Here is an 18,806-nt window from a genome sequence, read left to right as displayed (position 1 = left end):
CTTTAAAAACCTCCTTTTATTGTAAAATCTCAGATTTTTTAATTATATTCGTTAATAGCATCCAACCTTTTGAACAGGTTATTAAAATCTTTTAATTTAGCCTTATCCTCGACTTTGACCCCTGAACAATAGAATGAAATATTGCCGTTGCCTTCATTTAAAGAATTCATTTCTTCCAATACTTTTTTTAAATTTTTTGCAGTTCCATTATTTCCATCAATGATATTAACATCCGATGAATATAGTGTTCTAAATATATTTTTATAGTAAGAAAAGTGAGTACATCCTAAAACAATGGTTTCATACTTACTTAAATCATATATAGATAATTGTTCTTGAAGATAAGGCAGCACTATTTGCTCGTTAAACTCAAAACTTTCTGCAAACTGAACTAATTTCGGAAGAGGTAATAAATCAACAACATGTTCGTTATCTAATTTAGTAATAAGATTTTGAAGTCTTTCTTCCCTTAGAGTCAAAGCAGTAGCAGTTACCAAAATTCGTTTATCTATATTTTTTTTTGTTTTAACAGCTGGTTTTACAGCAGGCTCCATACCAATGATTGGAATACTGGATTTTGCCCTTATTTCTTCGATTGCTGCGCTTGTGGCAGTATTACAAGCAATTACTATCGCTTTTACTTTTTGCTGGCTAATAAATTCTATAGCATCTAAAACATACTTTTTAATGTCATCTTTTGTTTTGTTCCCATATGGAACATTTAATGTATCTGCGTAATACATATAATCTTCATTAGGTAAAACTTTTAATGTATCATGCAATACAGTAATGCCTCCAATACCAGAATCAAAAAAACCTATTTGCATTTTTCATTCCTCCAATTAAAGGAATCAATTCACCAATTCCATTTGTATCTGATTCCAATGCAAACTGCCCAGGATCTAACTAAGCTCTTGATCAGGATGAATGCGAGCATGGTTTTCATTTCCTACCACTCCTTTTTGACTTGAAATGACTATAACGGATAGCAATATAATAGCAGCAGTAACAAGTACCAAAGCGGCAAGAAGTAATGATAGGTTGTAGCTATGCGCCATTTCCAACACGATTCCGGCTCCGATTGGACCGAGTATTTGACCTATACCATAAAATCCTGTCATCAAAGCAATTGCTCTATTACCACTGAATGGTCTAGACATACGTGCTGCGGCGAGAGCGAGCATGGAAATACCCATAAACGTGCCACCAAAAAGGACAGATCCTAACGTCACGCCGAATATATTGGGAAGCCATACAGGTAGTATGACCCCAGCAGCTTGCAGGATAAGCGCAATAATCAATGGTTTGATGTAACCGACTTACTCGCCCACCAGGACCAGATCACTGTTGATGGTACCGCCGCTATCCCAACGATAATCCAGCTAAAGTCAGCAAAAATTGACATATGAGGCATTTGCTTAACCATCGCCATAAGAAACGTCGCGCTTACTATATAACCTAACCCCGCAAGTCCATAAGCAACAAGTAGCCAGCCGAAGATAGATGGATTTTCCGCTGATGAACTCAGGGATGCAGCATTTTGAGTTATAGGTTTTGGCTCTTTATCGTGGATAAATGACCAAACAGGTATGATGAGGATGATACTAATGATCAAAAGCCCGATCCAAGTTCCCCTCCAAGTGAAAATGCTAAGATCAGGCGTAAGTAACCCTGCCAAATATCCGGATTCCGTAGCGGATAGATGAGCTTGTGATTACATCAATGGAAGTATGGAGTATATGAAAAACGTCCGATTCCCATTGCAATAATGAGCATAACTAAACCACCGATCATGGTCTTTGTGGAATTAAACAATTTCGCATTGTTAGCTCCTGAATTCTCCATGAGACTGACCTGTCACCCTTCTAAAATTCAAATTACCTCTCAATACATCAATTAATATGAACATAAATCCTGGTTAACATTAAAAAAATCAATTCCTAAAACAAAGAAATGACGGCAGACACCATCCGGTATTTACCAACTTTTGATTCGTCAAATTCTATTATTTCCCCAAAAAATTCAACATTAGTTCTCCAATTTCATATGCATGTGTTTCCAATGCAAAGTGCCCAGTATCTAATAAATGAATCTCTGCTTTAGGTAAATCTTTCTTAAAGGCTTCAGCACCAGCCGGAATAAAGGAAACATCATTTTCACCCCACACTGCCAGCAAGGGTGGCTGATATTCACGGAGATACTGTTGAAACTCCGGATACATTTTCACATTATTTTGGTAATCAAAAATTAAATCCAATTGTTTCTCATCATTTCCCGGCCGGGACATATATGCAATATCAAGAGTATAACCATCTGGGGAAACTTGGCTTTCCTTTGTTCCATCAACATATTGGCCCTTGATTGTGTTAGGCGCAAATGCTGTCCTATAACTTTCCCTTTTTTCTTGTGTAGGATAACGCCAATAATCTTCTCGTGCCGCCCATTTTTCTCCTAGTCCTTCACGATAAATGTTGCCATTTTGGCTTATTATTGCTGTTACACGTTCTGGATGGTGCTTGGCAATACGAAAGCCAATAGGGGCTCCGTAGTCAAAGACATATAACGCATATTTAGCAAGCCCTAGTTTATCGATGAAAGTTTCGATAATTTCGGTAATATGGTCAAATGTATACTGGAACTCTTCTCTGTCAGGGGATGAGGTATTCCCGAACCCCGGATAATCAGGAGCAATTAAATAGTAGTCTTTTTCTAAAATAGGTATTAGCTCTCTAAACATATGACTTGCGGATGGAAAGCCATGAAGCAATAAAATGACTGGATTATTCGGATTACCAGCCTCACGATAAAATACGTTTAATCCTTCTATCTCTAATGAATGATAAGTCGTCATACTACAACCTCCTGTTTTCTTCATAAGACCTGCCGCTTACTAAACTAATTGTAACTCCTCACAAATATCGTGTAAAATGAACTTATACGATTGGTAATATTAAAATAATCAATAATTAAATGGAGGAATGACGGTGGACATCCGAGACTTGCAGATTTTTCTGGCGGTTGCGAACGAAGGAAGCATTACCAAAGCAGCCGAAAAAATGGAATATGTTCAGTCGAGTATAAGCATCCGTATCCAGCAGCTTGAAAAGAAACTGAAAACAGCGTTATTTCGTCGTGGGCGGCAAGGGGTTCGGCTCACAACATCCGGAGAGACACTCAAGTCCTATGCTGAGAAAATTGTCTTTCTTACTCAAGAGGCGGAACGAGTCGTGGCAGATAACTCAACCCCAAGAGGCCCGCTTCGGATCGGATCGCCTGAAACCACAGCTGCGATTCGGCTACCATCTATTCTCACCGATTACCATAAATCTTATCCAGAGGTGGATTTGGCATTAAAAACTGGAACGACGGAAGAACTTATCCATTTAGTTTTGAAATATGAGTTGGACGGAGCTTTCGTAGCTGCGCCAGTTGATCATGCTGAGCTCGATATTACTGAGGTAGGGGTTGAGGAACTTGCACTCATATCAGGAGAACAGTTTCCCTCAATCAGTCAACCCGAACAATTACGAAATCTGACTTTACTGGTTTTCCGTACTGGTTGTTCTTATCGTCAAAAACTCGAGAACTGGTTACATCTGAAAGGAATTATACCCGCAAAGATCATGGAATTCGGAACATTGGAGGGGATCCTCGGATGTATCCACGCCGGTCTTGGTGTCTCCCTTTTACCTCGCTCAGTAATTGAGAGAGCCATGGTTCAATATAATTTGCAATCTCAAGAAATCTCGGAAGAATTCTATAAAGTTCCGACTCTATTCATACGTCGTAAAGATACTTATGAAACTGCAGCTATATCCGAATTTATCCGGATTTCAAGACAGAGGTTTAATCTTACTTAACCTGCCATCGAAAGTTATCGACAATATCCTGCATTTTGGAGCAGCGTCAACATCCCCTCAAAATAACAACCTAAAGTAAAAGCAGCCAGCAGTAGAGTGACCCCTTAAAGTTAGACATGTATTATTTCAGCAACCTGTTGGGCGTGCGCTCGGTATTGCACCGGACTCATGCCCTTTAATTTTGACACAGATGATAAATAAAGCTTTTCTCCAAACAACTTAAATTCAGTAATGTCGGTTGCCCACTTTTCATTGGGTTTTTCTGCTTGAAAATTACGATCAAGTACGTTAGGAGCAATCTTACCTACTGTCCCATTATAGGAACGATATTTCTTCATGCGAACCACTGATTCAATCCTAATTCTTTCATTCTATCAAATTACTTAAGCGTTCCCTCACCCATTTAAGCAAAATGAGATTTGGCATTGTCAAAATAAATGACATCCCATACCGCCCATTCAATCTCAGGAAAGTAAGCATATCCAATTAGAAATCGAGCAAAAATCAATAATAATGCTGTAGCCACTAAATTTTTTCATATCGGAAAGATCAGTCGAGACCAGGTAAAAGATCCGTTTAGCAGACGAGAGGAACTGTTCGTTGCCCCCGAATTATTATAGAAATGGTTGTAGTATTGGCTCCGACAATGCCTGTGTAGAATTTTTCTTCTCGCATCTTAAAGCCGAGAAAATCTATCTGGAGAAGCCGCAGATGTTAGTAGTATCAGATGCTAGATTCTATGATTAAGCAGTATTTTCGCTTCTACAACAATAGACGATTGCAGAAAAAACTAGGGACCGGTCACCTGAAGAATACAGGTGATCGGTCGCCTCATAAACGTGCTTTTTTTATTCTATACTTTGACCAAAAGCAGCAATCTGCTTTTACTCTTCATCTAATCCGATTCCTCATCAATTAAGCGACCCACGGCACTTTCATAAGAAAGCCTGATAGTTATGGTGTACGACCTACAGCCTTGACCATCTGACGTACCTTTAACCAGTTATTTGTTGATCTTCTTGTTTATCTGAACCGGTACGTTGAAATCATCGACGTTAATATGTCCAAATCCGCCTTTGGATTGATCCACCACCTTAATATAAAGCTCCTCTCCAATATAATTTGATGCATCCCAAATCTTCCGTTGATATTCTTCATAATTGGTCGCTGTCTCTTTAAATAACTCTTTGCCGTCCGACGCCCGAACCAGCGCAACATACAGACGGTCTATATCCCGGCCGCCGCTGATAAGGAAGTTGATCTTACCGTTCCCACCAAGGACGAAATTTTGAGATCTTAGCGCTCCTGTCAAGCTGTCGCCGCCGGCTTGCTCGTTGAAGCCCCATAAATGGTAGCCGCCCGGAATTTTATGCGACGGGTTGAAGTAAATGGTGTCCCAGAAGAACTGGGTATTGGTCACATGGACATTCTGGAAGGCGTCTCCTTCCGTAATCCATCCTGTTAAGTCGCCTGTAGCAAAATCATGGTTAGGCAGCTCTGTAATATCCTTATACACGGAGTTATCCCAGTTATCGGGCACATAGACCGGAGCAGCCGGTTTACCCGTTAAGGCATTCATATCCCATACTTGCATAGACTTGACAGTGATATCGCCATCGGCCCAGATCTGCAAGCCCAAGGAGTCGTATCTGCCTACATAGACACGAGTTGTCAGCTTCTTCTTGTAATTTGCAAAGGCTTCAATGACCGAGCGATCGAGGAAGATATGGAGTTTCAAGTTCTCTCCGTCAAGATCTACATATCCTCCTTGAATGCCGTCCACACGCACGTCCGGATCAATGCTGCTCTTGGTTCGATTCACATTGAAGGTCCCGTTCGTCTTGTCGTAGTAAATGAGCGTCTCTTCCTGGCCTTTTTCCGAGCGCCGCACCTTGAGACCGAATTTCTGGGCCTCACGCGGATCAATCTCCATCACAACCTCTAGCATGTCGCCTTTGACATTTTGGATCAATTGATTGGCACTCTCCAAATTTTTGTCCGAAGCATCAACCCGTTTTTTCCCTCGAAGGCTCTGCAGTTCTTTAATCGGTTCGATATGCAATTTATCATGCTTATCGAGGCTTAGGGAAACTGGCAAAGATAAATTATGAGCCCATCCGGATTGATATTCAGCTTGTGGTGTTCTTACATTTTGCACCATGGAGAATACGACTGTTCTTCCGTCAGGTGTGACCAGACCGCTCTCTGCGGTTAAATAGCCGTCACCTACATCCATTTTGGAGGGTGCCTCCTGATCAGGAATAAATTTAAAGTTATCCCGGTCCCAGGTCCCGATCCAGTAAAAGACCTCAACATCTCTTTGCACATCGTTCGCTGGAGGAACATGCTCCGGCTTTTCATGGGGATTAATCATGAAAATATATTTTTGCTTGCCCGTACTATCCGTGCCTAACGGCAATAACACTGGCAGCTCCCATACCGTACCCAACTCCGGATAACGGCTTCTGTCACTAACGTATAAAGGCCCCTTATATTCCCAATTGTACATATCGTCGGATACATACACCAAAGCTGTGCCGCTGCTGAAGTCTGGAAGGCCAGACGTCACCAATTGATACCACTTGTCCACCTCTTTGTCGTACCATACAAATGGATCGCGGAACTCGTTGTGGATGCCTTTTCCGTTCTGCTCCGTTACCGGTTTAGGATATTTCACCCATTTTTCCAAATAGGGATCGGACAAATCCGCCGGAGTTGCCAGCCCGGTTCTTTGGTTCGGCGACAGGGAGTCGTTGCCGGCGGTATTGAACAGAACGGGATTGCCGTTTCGATCATACGCTGCACTGCCTGACCACGTGCCGTCCGGATCAAGGGTGCCCGCTTCGGGCGCAAGAGCAGGCCTTACATTTTCCCAGTGCACCATATCGTCGCTCACCCAATGCCCCCAGTGGATTTGATGCCAGTATGGACCTTGCGGATTATGTTGATAAAATAAATGGTATTTGCCGTTATAATAAATCGGTGCATGTGCTTCATTCATCCAGTTTTGCGGAGGCATTGCGTGGTACTGGGGACGGTGCTGATCTCCGTCAAATACACTTGGTTCCTCATCAATGTCCGCATTCGGAATTTTCGGAACCGAACCCCCGTGAAGCGCCTTCACGCTCTCATATCCAGCAAGTATCTCCTGGTTCGTAAGAGCTTTGTTATGCAGCTTCACTTCATCTATGAGTCCGCTGAACATATTGAAGGAGAACAACCCTGCCAACTCTACTGGTTTATTATTTTTTCCGATGATCAGGCTTTCGGTAGATGGTGTGATCGGAACGTTGACGGGGGTTGCTTGTGAAGCCACTTCCTCACCGTTTAGATATAACTTAATCTTTCCATCTTCTTTACTGAAAGTAGCAGCCACATAATTCCACTTGTATTTTTCCAACGGGTGATCCTTTACCCATACCTGAATCCACTGGCCGCCAATGCCTACCTGCATCGACCATGTACCGTGCCGATACATTCCAAGAGAAAAGCCTTCCGCTTTATCCTGATCGGATTGGTTTACGATCGCAGATAGCTTGTTTCCGTCTCCCCATTCATAGCTCCGCGGTGCAACCCAAGCTTCGATGGTTAACGCGTCGCTTACAGGCACAGTATCCTTTGCATTGACCTCAATATAATTCGAGTATCCATCAAACAACAAGGCACCGCCTTTTATTCCACGCGGAGTCCATCTTGGATCCTTCGATGCCATATACCTGGCGTTGTTAAATACATAGTTCAGATTATGCTTAAGATTGCGTACATTCTCCAACACTTTCTTTCCTGCGCCTTCATCAAGGTTTAAGTAGAAAATGGTACCCACACCACTTGCTTGGAACCCATCAACGGCAATGCTGGCTTCATTGGAATGATCGATGACCTTTACATAAAGCTTCTTGTTGTAGTGTTCCTGCGCTTTCCATGAGATTTTCTCGTTCGCACTGACATCCCCGGTTTTCATAAGCAATGTGTTGCTATTCGCATCGTAAAGTGCGACATAGGCGTTTTCCGGTTTGAGGATATCCAAAATAGTGAAGTTAATTGTTCCGGTTCCCTGAAGCGTGAAAGTATTAGAGGTGATGGAGCCCTTACCTTGCACGGAGGATTTGGCATAGAAGTTCCCTTCTTTGCTCGCATGAGCTTCGTCGGTCACTTCAAAAGCATCTCCCTCAACCGTCCAGCCATCGAGATTTCCGGTTTCAAAGCTTGGATTATCGATTTCATAGCGTTTGAAATCTGGCTTGATATCCGTCGCAACAATTCCTTCAGTTGGCTCCGATTCATGGTACAGGGAGAATGCGTCCGCAAAAATTATTCCCCAATCCGAGGTTGCATTATCGACGACCTCCACATACAGTTTCTTGCCCAAATGTGTGGAAAGATCCGCCTTGTATTGCACCATATTGGCAAGCCGCATGCCCTGCGCAGGATCCGGGAAGCCAATGTCGGCGAATGCGCTATTTCCGTACCGGGCAATAACTTGTCCCGTATCGACTTCCACAATATTTATAAATACCTTGTCTGGGTTCTTCGCACCGCCAAGCCTGAAGCTGATCCAGCCGCTGCCGCCCAGCTCGAAAGTGCTGGAACGAAGTACACCTGTCGCAGATTCGTCATACTTCCAGCCGTTTAAATGATAAGCGCCTTCCTGGTTATATGGTATTTTTTCCGCCCACCAAGTTGTTTCGTTTGATACGCTATTCGGACCAAACGCTTTGCCTTTGACAACAGTCCATCCCGTCAAATCTCCTGTTTCAAATCCAGGATTCCGGATTTGATAGACCGAATCCGTAACTGACAATCCCGCGTGATTCTTAGAGATGGTTGCAAATCCCGGATCCTTGATTTGATAAACCGCATCCGTAACCGACGAGTCCACGTCATTTTTAGGAATGAGCGTGTTCCCAGCATCAGTTCTAGATTCGGCTACTGCGGAGATTCCTGGAACAACAAGCTGGAGCACCATAGCCCATATAAGTATTCCTGCTATCCAATATTCCCCTGTTTTCACCTTTCTCATTCTAGCTCCTCCTTCGAAATTTCTTACACTTTCAAACATCGATACTTCATTTCGAAATGCTCTCCTAGTACAAAGCTGAAAGTCAAGAAGAAAGGAGAAAATAAATGAAACGTTTCCAATTAGAGAAAAGCAAAGTTACTTAACTTTCTGGTGGTTAGCCCTATTGGTAATCGGTGCCTAAGCAATCGTCTTACCAAATGGACTGCATATCCCATATTTCCAGGGATTTAACAAATGGTTCTCCATCTCCCCAAATCTTGAGTCCCAAAGCATCCATACGGCTCGGGTACACCCGGGTTGTCAGGCTTTTCAATCCGTTTGCATAAGTTTCAACCATGGAGCGGTCCAAATAAATGTGAAGCTTCAGATTCTCCCCGAGTAGCTCCAGCTTACCGCCCTGAACCCCTCCGCACTTTTCTCCCGGATGCAGCGTCGTTTTCGAGCGGTCGACCATGAGCATCGCTTGATTCCAATCATAATACAGCAGAGTTTCTTCCTCTCCGTCCGGCGTACAACGGACCTTGATTCCGAATTGTTTGGCGCTGCCGGGCTCGAATTCCAATTGAATCTCAAGCATGTCACCATGAACATCCCTGAGCTGTACATTAGTTTCAGCCAATGACTGGTCCCGAAGTGATAGCCGCTTGGCGCCACGCAGCGATTGAAGCTCCTGAATCGGCTCTATTCCCAGACGTCCGTCATCCCTCAAATACACGCTTAACGGCAAGCCGCCGTTATGAGCCCAGCCCGATTTATATTCCATCTCGGACGTCCGGTCGCCTTGGGCTATCGTAAAGACGATATTTCTGCCGGTCTTCGGATCAACCATTCCGCTCGGTCCGGTAAAATGGAAATCCCCGACGTCAATTAATTGAGGCTCTTCTTGATCGGGGATGAACAAAAGATTTTGCTTGTCAAGTTGTCCGATCCAATAGAACACCTCGACATCCGCTCCCTTTCCCACAGGACTTACAAGCAGGAGATGTTTGTTCACTCCCTGCTTGTCACTGCCAAGGGGAAGAAGCACAGGGAGCTCCCAGATGGGTCCAAGGTAAGGAAACTTCTGAATATCCGCTTTAAAAAATGGCCCCTTATACGTCCAATTCAGCATATCCTGTGACGCAAATGCCAGTGCTGCTCCGCCTTCAATTCCGGACCCGACCAGAGCATACCAGCCGTCATCGTCCTTCCATACGAACGGATCCCGGAAATCCCCAAATGCGCCCATTCCCTTCTTTTGCACGATCAACGGCTCCGGATGTTTGACCCAGTGAACCAGATCCGGGTTTCCATCAAGGGTATAGGTGCTTCGGGCAAGCGCCACGCTCTGATTCGGCGAAGCGCTGTCATTACCTGCCGTAAAGAACAAGACAGGCAGGCCGTCTGCATCATAGGTTGCGCTTCCCGACCAGATCCCGTCCGGTGCGAGCTGATCCTTTTCAGGCGCCAGGGCCACGGGTAGATCACGCCAATGCACCAAATCCTGACTTACCCAATGTCCCCAATGGATCTGATGAAAGAACGGCCCATGCGGGTTATGCTGATAAAACAAATGATATTGCCCGTCAAAATAGATCGGTGCATGGGGTTCGTTCATCCAATGGGCTGGCGGGCTAACATGATATTGCGGTCTGTGCCGGTCAAGCAGCAGTGGCGTCCGGTCCAGCTTGATCTCGTCATAGTTTAATTGCGGCCGGACTCCTTCGTGAAAGGTATCCAGTACATGCCGATAAGAAGCGGCCACTTCTTCCGCACTCAGCGCCCGATTATAAATCTTGAGTTCATCAATGATACCGCTAAACATGTGCAGGCTGAACACTTCCGCCAGCAGGCTGCTATGGTTATTCTTGCCGATAAGAAGTTCCGAATCCGTCGCCTCAGCCAGGCGGGAACCACGAGGCAAGGCTGCCGAAGCAATTTCACTGCCGTTCAAATACAGCTTGATTTCGCCTTGGTTCCCATCGAACACTGCATTCACGTATGACCATTCATTCTTGGGCAGTTCATGGCCATCCGGCGACCAAAGTTCCTTCCAGTCCCCTCCTTCCAGCCCGACTTGGAAGGACCAGGAACCGTGACGGAACATGCCGAGCAGATAACCCTGCTTACGATCCAGGTTGTAGCGGTTCACAATAGCGGACAATTTGCCATCATCCCCCCATTCATAGGAGCGTGGGGCTACCCATACTCCTATGCTTAGCGCTGATCGATACTCTGGCTCGGTGTTCTGATTTCCCTCATCGAACGAATGCGCAATGTAAGTCGAATAACCATCGAACAGAAGCCCATTTCCAATTACTCCCTGTCTCCACCGTGGAGGGCAAGGTTTAGTAAACTCCGCTTGGTTAAATACGTACTGGATATTATCCTGGACTTGGGATACGCTCTCCAGAGCGCTTGTACCGGTTCCTTCATTGAACGCCCAATACATGATCAATCCCCGATTATCGGTTGCATGGCTCATACTTCAACCCTCCTTGATGTCTGCTCCGTTGGGCCATTGGGAATATGAATGGAGTTAAGAGCATGCATATGAAACGAGTTCAGTACAACTTCCCCTGATTTCACACTTATCTCAATACGATCCATCGGAGCATCAGGGAATATTTGATCCGTCAGTGCAACCAAACCCTCATTCGCGTACACTTCAACCGCGTTGCGATCCAGCCAGATATGCAGCTTGATCTTTCCATTCTCCGGAACCATTCTAGCACCGTGCTTGCACGCAAACGACGGGTGGAAGTCAGTCAGGCCTGATTTCGAACGGTCGATGAATAGCCATTGGCGCACAGGGTCATATCCGATAATAGTCTCACTTTGCCCAGAAGACTTCATTTTAATATGAACCTCATCCCCGGAACGAATGTCGATATCCGCTTCAATCTCAAGCAGAACATCATTCATTTTTTGCGTAAACGGCACTGCCGGCGTAACCTTGACCTCATTCCAGCAGAGCGTTTCTTTCCGCAGCTGCTCTATTTCCCGAACAGGCATTTGGGTCAGAACTACGCCCTCGTCTCGGCTGGTCAATGACAAGACGCGAGGCAGAGTCATTGCGCCCCTCCAGGCTCCGGTAGGCGTTTGGTTGGCATATTTCCAGTTGCTCATCCATCCGATGATCATGCGCCGTCCGTCTTGCTCAGCTATATCCGACCAAGTGACCCCGGCATAATTGTCCCGGCCATAATCCAGCCACAGGATATGGTTGGCCGGATTGTCATTGATGAACGTATATCCGTCGAACTCTCCGATAAAGTATTGTGTGCGCGATCCTTCTGGACAGTTGGGATTGTCCCCGATGCTTACGATAAGTACCCATTTGGAACGCCCGCTGTCATCAACCGGCAATTCAAAGAGATCAGGGCATTCCCAAACTCCGTCATGTGAGCCTTCACTCTTTCCGAATTTGCCTGACAACGACCATTCACGCAGATTGTCCGAACGATAAAACCGAACGTGATCTCCCCCGACAAGAGCCATAATCCACCGCTTACTTTGCGAATGCCAGAACACCTTGGGGTCCCGGAAGTCAACTAGATCTTGCTCATCGAGTATTGGATTCCCCTCATATTTGTGCCAAGTTTGGCCTGTATCGCTGCTGTAAGCCAGGCTTTGCCGCTGACGAGGTTGTCCGGTCTCCGGACAGATGTCTGCATGAGTGAAGAGCGCGATCAATCCATGGGAACCATCGAACAGTCCGCTGCTATTATTCCAGTCAACCACACAGCAACCGGAGAAAATAGCGCCGTGCTCATCCGGGAACAGAGCGATAGGCATATGCTCCCAATGAACCAAGTCTTGGCTTACGGCATGCCCCCAGTGCATTGGCCCCCATTGGTTGCTATAAGGATGGTGCTGATAAAACAGATGATAGATTCCCTCGTAATAGACTAATCCGTTCGGATCATTCAACCAATGGGAGTGAGGTGAAAAATGAAAACCCGGCCTTAATATATCGTCATCGTGCTGTTTATTTGTCTCAATCATCTGTTTAATCTCATCTGTCGTCGGCATAGATTGAAGAGCTCCTTTCCGTGTGGTTACCAATGCACCGCCGGAATTAGCAAAAGTTAGCATGCTGATGATTTGCTGTTTGGTCAGCTGATTCAAAGAAATACCGGCTTCCAGTATCTTATATAACAAGCAGCCCAGAAAAGCGTCGCCGGCTCCCGTCGTATCGATGGCCTTCACTTGAAAACCCGGCACATATCCGTCATGACCAGCCAACCGGTAATAGCAGCCTTTTTCCGCTAAAGTTACGACGATCCAGGCGATGCCGAATTGTTGTTGCAGCTCTAACGAGCCTTTTTCCACATCAGTTGTACCAGTTATAAAGCAGAGTTCATCTTCCGATATTTTCAGGATGTCGGCATACTTCATGCCCCAAAGGATATTCTGTTTCGCCTCCTCTTTACTCTCCCATAAAGCAAACCGGATATTCGGATCGAATGAAAGCAGGACTCCTGCCTCTTTAGCCTTCACAACTGCTGCTCTTGTTGCCGTACGGACCGGCTCATGGGTCATCGACACAGAACCAAAGTGCAGTGCATGGCAGTTTTCAATCCTATCGAACGGGACATCCTGCGTGCGCAAGTATGTATCCGCTCCTGGCTTCCGGTAGAAGCTGAACGATCGGTCTCCGTTGTCATCCAGATGGACAAATGCCAGCGTTGTATTGGCTTCATCTGTAAACGAAAGCGCAGACACGTCGATGCCGCCGTTCATCAAGGTATCGTGCAGCAAGGAACCGAATCGATCATCCCCAACTTTGCTAATCAACGTCGCTCTAGCTCCTAAACGGGATAGAGCAGCTGCTACGTTAGCCGGAGCCCCTCCAGGATTGCATTCAAACTGCTCGTTGCCTCCCGCTGTACGACCTGATGGAGTAAAGTCTATCAATACTTCCCCAATGGTTATTACATCAAGCACAGTTTCTCCCCACCTATCCTTTGATTATTTATTTATTAAATTTGCATTATAACGGTCCAGCCCTTTTTGATAGATCTCCATTAATTCGTTCAGCCCCATCTTCTCTAGTGTCTTCACATAGCTGTCCCACTTTTCATCTACGCCGCCATCGACGATGAACTTGCCTCTTTGGGTATTTACATATTTAATAAGTTCTGGCTCAATCCGATTGATTTTATCTAGTTCATCCGGCTCAAAGAAGATACTCGGATAGTTTTCCTTTGTCATATATGGAGTGTAATATTTCTTCAAATAATCAGCACGCTTCTGAGCCCGGGGTTCCATATCCACAACTTTTCCGAAGTCATCGAAAGTAATGACGCCCGGATTTCCTGTGCCTGGAGCCACTTTTTGACGGAATTCACCTGCGGAGGCTCCCTCAGGAAGCGGCAGGTTCACCAATTTTCCTTTTTCGTCCTTCTTGAATACGACATCCAACGGACCCCAGTGAATTTGAGCCGCCATGTAAGGGTCATACTGTTGATCGATCCAACGCATCGTCATTGCCGGATAACGGTTCTCCTTTGTAATCACGAAGCCACCTCGTCCCGGACCGCCGCCGTTGTTGCGGCCGATCATTTGATCTCCATTTGGGCCTTTAAGCGGGGGCAACAGAGCATAATCCTTACTACGCTCTGGTCCGACAACCTCTTCGACTTCCCACCAAACGTAGGAGCCAAGCGTTTCATCTGGTGTTTTGCCTTTTGCTAAATACTGAGCAGCGTCCTGGGTGAACGATTCAGGGTCAATCAGGCCCTGCTTATACCAGTTATCATGAATATATTTTAATGTTTCCTTATATTGAGGTTGCGAAGCGGTAAAGATCACTTTACCTTCGCGTACGATCCGGTGTTCCAAATTATCCGGAAGACCGAAAGCTCCGAATATGCCGGCAATGTCACTACACCATTGCATATGCATAAAGCTTAATGGGATTTCATCAGCCTTGCCATTGCCGTTCGGGTCCTTCGTTTTAAAGGCAATCAAAGCCTGCGTGTATTCATCCAGCGTCTGAGGGACTTTCAGGCCCAGCTTATCGAGCCAATTTTTATTGATGACGTGAAAGAAGGGGTTGGTATCGAGCTTATTCTCTTCCCACGACGGCAGCCCATAGATGTGCCCGTCTGGCGCTGTGATAGCTAATTTAATGTCAGGCCGACGATCGAGAAGCGCTTTCAAATTAGGCGCATATTTATCAATTAAATCCTCCAGCGGAATGATGGTTCCGTCTTTACCGTAATTGATTAGATCGTAATCTGTGAATCCGGCTCCGTAAAAGGCGTCTGGCAAATCTCCGCTGGCCAACAACAAATTTTTCTTCTCTGCAAAGTCAGTGTCTGGAATGTTTTCCCAATCAATCTTTACGTTTGTTTGTTTTTCCAGCCGCTTAAAAATTTCCATTTTCGAGTAATCCGGCGCTAAAGCAGCTTTTGGGGATACCATCTTTAATGTCACCGCTTCTTTAACAATCGGAAGACCGGTTTTATTAAAATTCGCATCCTGATCCGGGTTTACTATCTGATTTTTTGACTCGCCACCGCCTCCCGAACATCCGCTAAGTGCAAACACTCCAGCCAGCATTAGAATTCCAGCACTTTTGAATAATTTCATCGAACATAACCTCCTTTATGTCATTCCACAAGCTGAAAACTTCCCTTGCCTTGTTATATATTTGTCTGAATGCTGGATCTATCAATTCTGTTGCACATTCCCCCTTTCAGGCACCATGACAATGTTAGCCTTTGATCGAGCCGATCATCACGCCTTTAACAAAGTATTTTTGCAGGAAAGGATACAAAATCAGCAATGGTAGACTGGATACCATGATGACACCATATTTGATAAGCTCTGTAACGCGCATCTTCGCTGCGTAAGATTCCACGTCTATCATCATGCCCGAGTTGGCCTGATTCTGGACAAGAATGTTGCGCAGAACCAGTTGCAACGGATACTTGTTTTCGTCGTTCAAGTAGATCAAAGCGTCAAAGAAACCATTCCAGAAGCCGACAACATGATACAGTACCATTACGGCTATAACCGACTTAGACAAAGGCAATACAATGCTCCAAAAAAATCTGGTATTGGAACAACCATCAATCGAAGCTGCCTCCCACATTTCATCCGGGATGGTCGACTGAAAAAAAGTCCTTACGATAATGACATTGAACACACCACCTGCTCCAGGAATAACAAGTGCCCAGATCGTATTCAGCATGTGAAGATCTTTGATCAGCAAATAGGTTGGGATCAGCCCTCCACTAAAAAACATGGAGATCAGTAAAAACCACATAATCGCCGATTTTCCCGCCAGTCCTTTACGAGCTAACGGGTAAGCTGCACATACGGTCACGGCTACTCCGATTAATGTTCCTAGGCCCGCATATAAAATCGAGTTGGCATAACCAATCCATATAGATGAATCACTGAATATCCGCCCGTATCCATCCAGCGTAAAACCCTTTGGAAAAAACCATACTTCTCCTGAGTAGATGAGATTGGGGTCACTGAGTGAAGCAATCAACACAAAATACAACGGGAATAATACAAGCAGCATCACTATGGTCAACATGACGTAGTTGACGATGTCAAACCACATGTCTCCCTTGCTTTTTCTCTTTAATAATTGATTCAAAATGAACTCCCCCTTACCACAGGCTGGTTTCAGTCAACTTTTTGGCGATCCGGTTGACGGTGACTATCAGGATAATATTTACAACTGAATTAAACAGACCAATTGCCGTAGAAAAGCTGTATTGTGCCTTTTGAATCCCGATTTCATAAACATAGGTCGGAATGATATTGGAAGTGGCATAATTCAAATCGTTCTGCATAAGGAAAGCCTTTTCAAAACCGATGCCCATAATGTTACCGAGTGCGAGAATCAATAAGATGACGATCGTCGGCAAAATACTTGGAATATCCACATGCATTACGCGCTTCCATTTGCTTGCTCCATCCATTATCGCGGCTTCATGCAATTCTGGATTGACCCCTGCCAGCGCAGCAAGGTAAATGATGGTAGCAAAACCTGTCTCTTGCCAAACCCCTGATAAAATATACAATGGACGGAACCAACCTTCGTCGGCCAAAAACATAATGGGGTCTCCTCCGAACAAGGTGATGATGTGATTCACGATTCCGCTGTTTGGAGACAGAAAAACATTAAGCATACCGACGAGCACTACGGTAGAAATAAAGTGTGGTGCGTAAATTACAGTTTGTACAATTTTCTTGTATCTTTTGGCCAGCATCTGATTCAACATAATCGCTATAATAATCGGAGCTGGGAAGCTAAACACAAGCGATAGGACACTGAGTGTAAGTGTATTCGTCATAATCGTCCAGAAGTTATAGGAATCGAAAAAATCAATAAAGTGCTTAAAGCCTACCCACTCGCTTCCCCAGATCCCCCGACTTGGTGAAAAATCCTTAAAAGCAATTTGTATTCCATACATTGGATAGTACTTAAATACGAGATAAATAATAATGATTGGCAGCAAAAACAGATACAGTTCATAGTCACGTTTGATCTGGTTCCATATTTTGCGATTTGGCTTGATTGTGGAATGATCCAGCTCACTAGTTCTTGAATTCATCACTACACTCCCTTTCTTGTAAAAGGATATTTTCATTTTTGAAACGTTTCCAATTTATTATAAGAAAAACGTCAGTCGGTGATCCATACCATAAATCCACCAAATGAGCTGAAGTTTTTCTAAAGTCAAAAACAACTTGCCTAAGATAATGGGAGACGATACATTTGCTGATTCAAACTTATTCCTTCGATCTTTTAACAGAGTAGTCTGATTGTCAGTTGAAACGTTTCCAATTTTCTATAAGAAAATTGGAAACGTTTTCATATCCAGACTGTGATCCGACTTTACGAGCTAATATTTTTACAATTAAAATCATGTAGTTTCGCCTTGCCTGAAGATAACGGGGAGACGATACACTTGCTGATCTAAAGTTTCACCTTCGATCTTTTGATACAGTAGTCTGATTGTCAGACGTGCCATCTCCTCCACTGGTTGCCTGATTGTAGACAATATCGGATGAAAATAACGATGATCCTGAATGCCGTCGTAACCGATGACCTTTACATCCTCTGGAATACGAATCCCCTGCCTACCTGCTCTTTCTATATATTTGGCGGCAAACATATCGGTAATAGCGAAAATGCCGTCCACATCCTGATGCTTAGATAGAAATTCGCCAAAATAGGCTTCGTCGTCCACAATAGGATCTGGTTTCTCGTATACAACATAGTCTACACCTAATTTTTTTGCCTCATCAATGAAACCTTTTCTTCGATTCATGGTTTCACTAAAAACGGAAGTGACGCTTCCCATAAAAGCCGGTTTTTGGGCCCCTGCTTTAACAAGTTCCCTCAAAGCTAGACGGCCTCCCTCATAATTATCTGAGGTCACACAAGTGATTTTTTTGTTGAAGTGCCTATCAATACTTAGAATTGGAATGTCATTGCTTACGCTATTTTCTATATCATTGTAAGTAATGCCGACAATACCAGCCACTTTGTTTTGCCGTAGCATATCCAGGTAATACAGTTCCTTTTCGGGCTTGCCGCCGCTATTACATAACATGAGCTTAAAGCCTTCCCGATCCAACTCATCCTCAATGTAATAAGCCAGTTCAGAAAAAAAAGGATGCCAGATACTTGGAAGCAGCAAGGCTACCATCTTGGATTTCCTCATTTTAAAATTTCGAGCGACTTCATTAGGAAAATAATTCAGTTCTTGTATAGCTTTCTCCACTTTCCTGCGTGTATCTGGTTTTACAGAGCCCGAGTTATTAATAACGCGGGACACCGTTCCCACAGCAACACCAGCTATCTTAGCTACATCTCTAATACTTGGCATTTAACCCCCCCATCTCTCTTATGAAAATTATAATAGCACTAAGTTGGAAACGTTTCAATTATTTTTTGAAGCGCTTTTTTC

General features: G+C 44.5%; 12 protein-coding genes and 1 pseudogene. 1 reads left to right on the top strand and 12 read right to left on the bottom strand.

Annotated features, from left to right (window positions below; genetic code table 11):
* Window positions 1-38 precede the first annotated feature (38 nt).
* From murI to C1T21_RS12885, 4 genes are all read right to left on the bottom strand, one after another.
* The gene (gene murI / locus C1T21_RS12895) at window positions 39-827 is read right to left on the bottom strand and encodes a glutamate racemase (protein WP_103048552.1); all 789 of its coding nucleotides are present in this window, start codon (window positions 825-827) and stop codon (window positions 39-41) included.
* 75 nt (window positions 828-902) lie between these two features.
* Window positions 903-1,301, bottom strand: a complete 399-nt coding sequence (locus C1T21_RS27990; protein ID WP_258012450.1) for a YbfB/YjiJ family MFS transporter — start codon at window positions 1,299-1,301, stop codon at window positions 903-905.
* Window positions 1,298-1,615: a YbfB/YjiJ family MFS transporter gene (locus C1T21_RS27985; RefSeq protein WP_258012449.1), complete on the bottom strand. Its 318-nt coding sequence runs from the start codon at window positions 1,613-1,615 to the stop codon at window positions 1,298-1,300. The genes C1T21_RS27990 and C1T21_RS27985 overlap by 4 nt, the downstream gene beginning before the upstream one ends.
* Window positions 1,616-2,005: 390 nt before the next feature.
* Window positions 2,006-2,851 (bottom strand): alpha/beta fold hydrolase, encoded by an 846-nt coding sequence (locus C1T21_RS12885; protein WP_103048551.1) that lies wholly within the window; start codon window positions 2,849-2,851, stop codon window positions 2,006-2,008.
* A 133-nt stretch (window positions 2,852-2,984) separates the two neighbouring features.
* Here C1T21_RS12885 and C1T21_RS12880 point away from each other — a divergent pair, with 133 nt between their 5' ends.
* Window positions 2,985-3,860, top strand: coding sequence for a LysR family transcriptional regulator (locus C1T21_RS12880; protein ID WP_103048550.1), 876 nt, complete (start codon window positions 2,985-2,987; stop codon window positions 3,858-3,860).
* Window positions 3,861-4,036: 176 nt separating this feature from the next.
* Here the strand turns inward: C1T21_RS12880 and C1T21_RS12875 are convergent.
* The 8 genes and pseudogenes from C1T21_RS12875 to C1T21_RS12840 form a co-directional block, all read right to left on the bottom strand.
* Window positions 4,037-4,230, bottom strand: a pseudogene (locus C1T21_RS12875) (IS3 family transposase); the annotation flags it as partial.
* A 633-nt stretch (window positions 4,231-4,863) separates the two neighbouring features.
* Window positions 4,864-8,880: a GH32 C-terminal domain-containing protein gene (locus tag C1T21_RS12870; protein WP_103048549.1), complete on the bottom strand. Its 4,017-nt coding sequence runs from the start codon at window positions 8,878-8,880 to the stop codon at window positions 4,864-4,866.
* 190 nt (window positions 8,881-9,070) lie between these two features.
* Complete coding sequence (locus C1T21_RS12865; RefSeq protein WP_103048548.1) at window positions 9,071-11,344, bottom strand: GH32 C-terminal domain-containing protein; 2,274 nt, start codon at window positions 11,342-11,344, stop codon at window positions 9,071-9,073.
* Window positions 11,341-13,809, bottom strand: a complete 2,469-nt coding sequence (locus C1T21_RS12860; protein ID WP_103048547.1) for a PfkB family carbohydrate kinase — start codon at window positions 13,807-13,809, stop codon at window positions 11,341-11,343. The genes C1T21_RS12865 and C1T21_RS12860 overlap by 4 nt, the downstream gene beginning before the upstream one ends.
* A gap of 24 nt (window positions 13,810-13,833) precedes the next feature.
* Window positions 13,834-15,459 (bottom strand): ABC transporter substrate-binding protein, encoded by a 1,626-nt coding sequence (locus C1T21_RS12855; protein ID WP_103048546.1) that lies wholly within the window; start codon window positions 15,457-15,459, stop codon window positions 13,834-13,836.
* 124 nt (window positions 15,460-15,583) lie between these two features.
* On the bottom strand, window positions 15,584-16,480 hold the full coding sequence (locus C1T21_RS12850; RefSeq protein ID WP_103048545.1) for a carbohydrate ABC transporter permease: 897 nt from the start codon (window positions 16,478-16,480) through the stop codon (window positions 15,584-15,586).
* A 13-nt stretch (window positions 16,481-16,493) separates the two neighbouring features.
* Entirely contained in the window at window positions 16,494-17,444 is a 951-nt protein-coding gene (locus C1T21_RS12845) for an ABC transporter permease (RefSeq protein WP_258012448.1), read from the bottom strand.
* A 312-nt stretch (window positions 17,445-17,756) separates the two neighbouring features.
* Complete coding sequence (locus C1T21_RS12840; RefSeq protein WP_103048543.1) at window positions 17,757-18,725, bottom strand: LacI family DNA-binding transcriptional regulator; 969 nt, start codon at window positions 18,723-18,725, stop codon at window positions 17,757-17,759.
* Window positions 18,726-18,806: the final 81 nt, after the last annotated feature.

The sequence above is a fragment of the Paenibacillus sp. F4 genome, from assembly GCF_002894905.1.
GTDB classification, from domain to species: domain Bacteria; phylum Bacillota; class Bacilli; order Paenibacillales; family Paenibacillaceae; genus Paenibacillus; species Paenibacillus polymyxa_B.
This window is presented reverse-complemented; position numbering and strand designations above follow the sequence as displayed.

What these genes read in the sequence shown, in the direction of transcription:
- murI (WP_103048552.1), bottom strand. Translation starts at nt 827, where the DNA reads ATGCAAATAGGTTTTTTTGATTCTGGTATTGGAGGCATTACTGTATTG.
- C1T21_RS12885 (WP_103048551.1), bottom strand. Translation starts at nt 2,851, where the DNA reads ATGACGACTTATCATTCATTAGAGATAGAAGGATTAAACGTATTTTAT.
- C1T21_RS12870 (WP_103048549.1), bottom strand. Translation starts at nt 8,880, where the DNA reads ATGAGAAAGGTGAAAACAGGGGAATATTGGATAGCAGGAATACTTATA.
- C1T21_RS12865 (WP_103048548.1), bottom strand. Translation starts at nt 11,344, where the DNA reads ATGAGCCATGCAACCGATAATCGGGGATTGATCATGTATTGGGCGTTC.
- C1T21_RS12855 (WP_103048546.1), bottom strand. Translation starts at nt 15,459, where the DNA reads ATGAAATTATTCAAAAGTGCTGGAATTCTAATGCTGGCTGGAGTGTTT.
- C1T21_RS12845 (WP_258012448.1), bottom strand. Translation starts at nt 17,444, where the DNA reads ATGAATTCAAGAACTAGTGAGCTGGATCATTCCACAATCAAGCCAAAT.
- C1T21_RS12840 (WP_103048543.1), bottom strand. Translation starts at nt 18,725, where the DNA reads ATGCCAAGTATTAGAGATGTAGCTAAGATAGCTGGTGTTGCTGTGGGA.